The 4,003-nt window shown below is 72.9% G+C and carries 5 protein-coding genes; 2 read left to right on the top strand and 3 right to left on the bottom strand.

Annotation, left to right across the window (positions count from 1 at the left end; genetic code table 11):
- The first annotated feature begins 115 nt into the window (after positions 1-115).
- Positions 116-295, top strand: a complete 180-nt coding sequence (locus AOK24_RS38815) for a hypothetical protein (protein WP_055724636.1) — start codon at positions 116-118, stop codon at positions 293-295.
- 4 nt (positions 296-299) lie between these two features.
- On the top strand, positions 300-1,121 hold the full coding sequence (locus AOK24_RS38810; RefSeq protein WP_055724635.1) for an SURF1 family protein: 822 nt from the start codon (positions 300-302) through the stop codon (positions 1,119-1,121).
- A gap of 31 nt (positions 1,122-1,152) precedes the next feature.
- Here the strand turns inward: AOK24_RS38810 and AOK24_RS38805 are convergent, their stop codons facing one another.
- From AOK24_RS38805 to AOK24_RS46885, 3 genes are all read right to left on the bottom strand, one after another.
- Positions 1,153-2,202: a hypothetical protein gene (locus AOK24_RS38805; protein ID WP_055724634.1), complete on the bottom strand. Its 1,050-nt coding sequence runs from the start codon at positions 2,200-2,202 to the stop codon at positions 1,153-1,155.
- A gap of 140 nt (positions 2,203-2,342) precedes the next feature.
- Positions 2,343-3,017: a SigE family RNA polymerase sigma factor gene (locus tag AOK24_RS38800; protein ID WP_206191344.1), complete on the bottom strand. Its 675-nt coding sequence runs from the start codon at positions 3,015-3,017 to the stop codon at positions 2,343-2,345.
- Between the two features lie 646 nt (positions 3,018-3,663).
- On the bottom strand, positions 3,664-4,003 hold a 340-nt coding region (locus AOK24_RS46885; RefSeq protein WP_276206885.1), incomplete at both ends, for an Asd/ArgC dimerization domain-containing protein.

Genomic DNA, 4,003 nt, shown 5'->3' with positions numbered 1-4,003 from the left:
CCCGTAGCGGGCGTCTCCGGGCGGAGCCGCCTCGGGCGTCCCTCCGCCGATCCCTCACCGGGCACCTGACCAGCCCGGCCGATCCCACCACCACGACGAAACGACGAGGTACGTCATGTCCAGCACCAGCGTGTCCACCCCGCGACGCCGGTTCCGCGCAGTCGCGGTCCCGCTCGCCGTCGCCGCCGTTCTCGCCGGCAACGGCACCGGCGCACCGACCGCCCACGCCGCCGTTCCCGCCAGCCCCCGCACCGGCAACGCCGCCCCCGCCGCCCACCCCGGCGCGTACGGTTGAAGGCGTGTACCGGTTTCTGCTGACGCCTCGCTGGTGGGGAATCAACGTCTTCGTGCTGCTGGCCATCCCGTTCTGCGTGTTCATGGGGTCCTGGCAGCTGAGCCGGTTCGAGTCGCGGATGGACGACCACCGCGCGCTCGACCGGGCGGCGGAGACGGGAAAGTCGCAGCCCGCGCGGCCACTCGCCGAGATGCTGCCGGTGGACAAGGCGACCGTGGGCAAGCGGGTCACCGTCACCGGGCACTACGGGGAGCAACTCCTCGTCCCCGGGCGGGAGATCGAGCAGAAGAACGGGTACTACGTCCTCACCCTGCTGCGGACCGGCTCCGGGAAGGCCCTGCCCGTCGTCCGCGGCTGGCTCCCCGGCAAGGCGGGCGCCGCGAAGGCTCCCGCCGCGCCGCGCGGCGAGGTCAGCGTGACCGGTGCGCTCCAGGCGTCCGAGACGCCCGGGGACAACGGGGTCAGCGCGCGCGGCGGGCTGCCGGCCGGTCAGGTCGGCGCGATCAGCACCGCCTCGCTGGTCAACCTCGTGCCGTACGCGTTGTACGACGCGTGGGTGACGCTGGATAGCGCCGACCCGGGGATGACGACCGTGCCCGCCGAGGCGCCCGCCAACACCGGGCTCGACCTGAAGGCGTTCCAGAACCTCGGCTACACCGGCGAGTGGTTCGTCTTCGCCGGGTTCGTGGTGTTCATGTGGTTCCGGCTGCTGCGGCGCGAGGTGGAGGCCGCGCGGGACGCGGAGCTGGGGCTGACCGCCGAGGACGACACGGACGGCGGGAACGCCGAGGGTTCTGAAGCCGGCCCTTCGGTACTAACCCGCTAATACCTCAGAACCAGCTCCGCCTCACCCCACCTCAGGACGACGCCAGCACACCCGTCCGGTAGATCGTCCCCGCGCACGCGCCCTGCACGGTCGCCGTGACCGACGGCGACCCCGCGTCGGCCGTGTAGGTCACCGACACACTGCCCTCGGCGGTCGTGGCCCCGTCCTCCCGCATCAGCTGCGGACTCGTACCCGTGGTACCGCTGCTGGTGCTGGTCGTCTGCTCGGAGGGCGACGGCGAGGGCGACGGGGAGGACCCGGTGTCTCCCCCTGTGGTACTCCCCCCGGTGGTCCCCCCGTCGGAGGGGCACGAGGCCGACGGCACCCACGCGAACTTCACGTCGTACGCGGACCCCGGCGCCAGCGCGAACTGCGTGACGTACAGGGAGGGGTCCGGCAGAGCGGCGGCGGCATCACCGGCGGCGTGCTCGGTGACGCCGACCTTCGTGGCGTCGGCGGCGCCCTGCACCGCGGGGGAGAGCGCGACGGACCCGGCGACCGTACAGCTCGTGGTGGAGACGTTGACGACGCGGAACGTGCCGTACACCACGCCCGTGGAGTCCGGCCCGTCCACCGTCGAGGTCGCCGAGCCCAGCTGGTCGGCGGCGCAGGCGGGCGCGGTCGGACCCGGCGACGCGGAGGGCCCCGTACCGCTGGAGGCGGCGGCCCCCGGGGTCGGCTTGCCGGCGCCGGTCCCCTTGGGCTCCCCGGACCCCGTACCCGTAGTACCTCCGGTGGACTCGCCGACCTTCCCGGCGGATCCCCCGTCGGGGTTCTTGCCTCCCCCGGTGGAGCCACCGGTCTGGGACGCCTGGCCCGCGACGGCGGGGTCCGCGGTCTCGCCGACGCCGGAGACGGTCATCAGCGCGGGGACGGCGACCCCCGCGAACAGGGCCGCGGCGGCCACCCCCACGATCGCCTGCCGCTTGCGGGCCTTGCGCGCGGGGACCGCCCGGCGCAGGTGGTCGAGGGTGCCGTCGCGCGGCGCCATCTCGTCCACCGCCCGGTGCAGCATGCGGCGCAGCTCCAGCTCGTCCGAGTCGAGCCCGTCCGGGCCCTGGTCGTCGAGGTGGTGGTTCACAGTCCTGTTCCCAGCGTCTGGTTGCTTCGGTTCGGTCCCGTACGACGGCAGCGGTCCGCCCGTGTCGTACGGGGGGTGGCTACCTCCCAGGTAGTCCCCCCGTCCCTCCAGAGGGGTACCGTCCCTGTCCGGTTCCCCGCTCACGCCGACGCCTCCATCGCCGTACGCAGCGCCGCGATGCCGCGCGAGCCGTACGCCTTGACGGAGCCGAGGGATATGCCGAGGGTCTCGGCGACCTGGGCCTCGGTCATGTCGGCGAAGTAGCGCAGGACCAGGACCTCGCGCTGGCGGCGCTGGAGGCCCTTCATCGCCTTGATCAGGGAGTCGCGCTCCAGCTGGTCGTAGGCGCCCTCCTCCGCGCTGGCCATGTCCGGCATCGGCTTGGAGAGAAGCTTCAGGCCGAGGATGCGGCGGCGCAGGGCGGAGCGGGAGAGGTTGACGACGGTCTGGCGCAGGTAGGCCAGCGTCTTCTCGGGGTCGCGGACGCGTTTGCGCGCCGAGTGGACACGGATGAACGCCTCCTGGACGACGTCCTCGCAGGAGGCGGTGTCGTCGAGGAGGAGCGCGGCGAGACCCAGGAGGGAGCGGTAGTGCGCCCGGTAGGTCTCGGTGAGGTGGTCGACGGTCGTACCGGCGGCCACGGTGTCGTCGGCGTCGGCACGCGGGCCGGGGATGCGGGTGGGCCGCGTCGCGGGCATGGGCGCGATCACCGGCAGGCCGCCGGGCGCCCCGGCGACGCGGGGGCGGGCGGTCCGGCGGGGCGGACGCAGCGCCGCGCCACCGGTCGCCGCTGTGAAGTCGAGTACCTCTGCCACGTCAGTTGGACACGTGTACCCCGGGCGGGGTTGTACGTGTCGGCCGTCACTTTTCCGCACGGCACGGAGCGCGTGTCGTACTCAGGTACGTCATACCCGTAGGACTCCCCCGTCCCCGGTGCCGCCGACGGCATCGCCTGAATCGTTTCTCCACCGGCGCGCGCGCCGGTGGAGAAACGNNGCGCGCGCCGGTCCCGCCGGGTCGCGCGGTCGGCCGTCTGCCGGCCCGCGCCCCCTGATCTACCCTCATACGTCCCGCTCTTCCCCTATGTTCCCTATGTCCCATAGGAAGTGTCCCCATATGAAACGGGCGTCCCCACGCCCGTCCACAGGCTTACGACAGCTACAGCCCGTGGTCACACGCCTGCGCACCCGGGAAGGGTGACCGCAAAGACGCTCCCCGTACGCCGCTCGGTTGCGGTGTGCGGGGAGAAAAATCTTCGAACGCCGACCCGCCCGGGGACAAGGCGGCGCGACCGTCTTCCGGCTCACAGTCCTGACGTGGATCCTACAAAGCCGCCCCGCTCTGGCCAGCGGCTTTTCCCTCCGGGCCGGATCCCGGCGAGGTGCGGGGCGTCCACTCGGCCGCGATGAGCTCCGCGATCTGCGCGGTGTTGAGGGCCGCGCCCTTGCGCAGGTTGTCGNNGCCGGGGTCGGGAACTCGCCCGCCGCGGGGTCGTCGAACAGCACGACGCCCGGCGCGGTCGCGAGGATCTCGCGGGCACCGGCGACGGTGACCTCGTCCTGGAAGCGGGCGTGCACGGTGAGCGAGTGGGTGGTGACGACGGGGACGCGTACGCAGGTGACGGCGACCGGCAGCTTCGGCAGCCCGAGGATCTTGCGGGACTCGTCCCGTACCTTGCGCTCCTCGGAGGACCAGCCGTCCTCGGTGAGCGACCCGGCCCACGGGACGACGTTCAGCGCGATCGGCGCCGCGAACGGCCCGGTGTCGTCCCCCACCACCCGGCGTACATCTCCAGGGGTAG

The sequence above is a fragment of the Streptomyces niveiscabiei genome, from assembly GCF_001419795.1.
Taxonomy (GTDB): domain Bacteria; phylum Actinomycetota; class Actinomycetes; order Streptomycetales; family Streptomycetaceae; genus Streptomyces; species Streptomyces niveiscabiei.
The sequence above is the reverse complement of the archived record's forward strand: the minus strand, read 5'-3'. Positions and strand labels throughout refer to the sequence as shown.

Bases quoted from the DNA above. Each gene is read 5' to 3' on its own strand.
- AOK24_RS38815 (WP_055724636.1), top strand. From the start codon at position 116: ATGTCCAGCACCAGCGTGTCCACCCCGCGACGCCGGTTCCGCGCAGTC.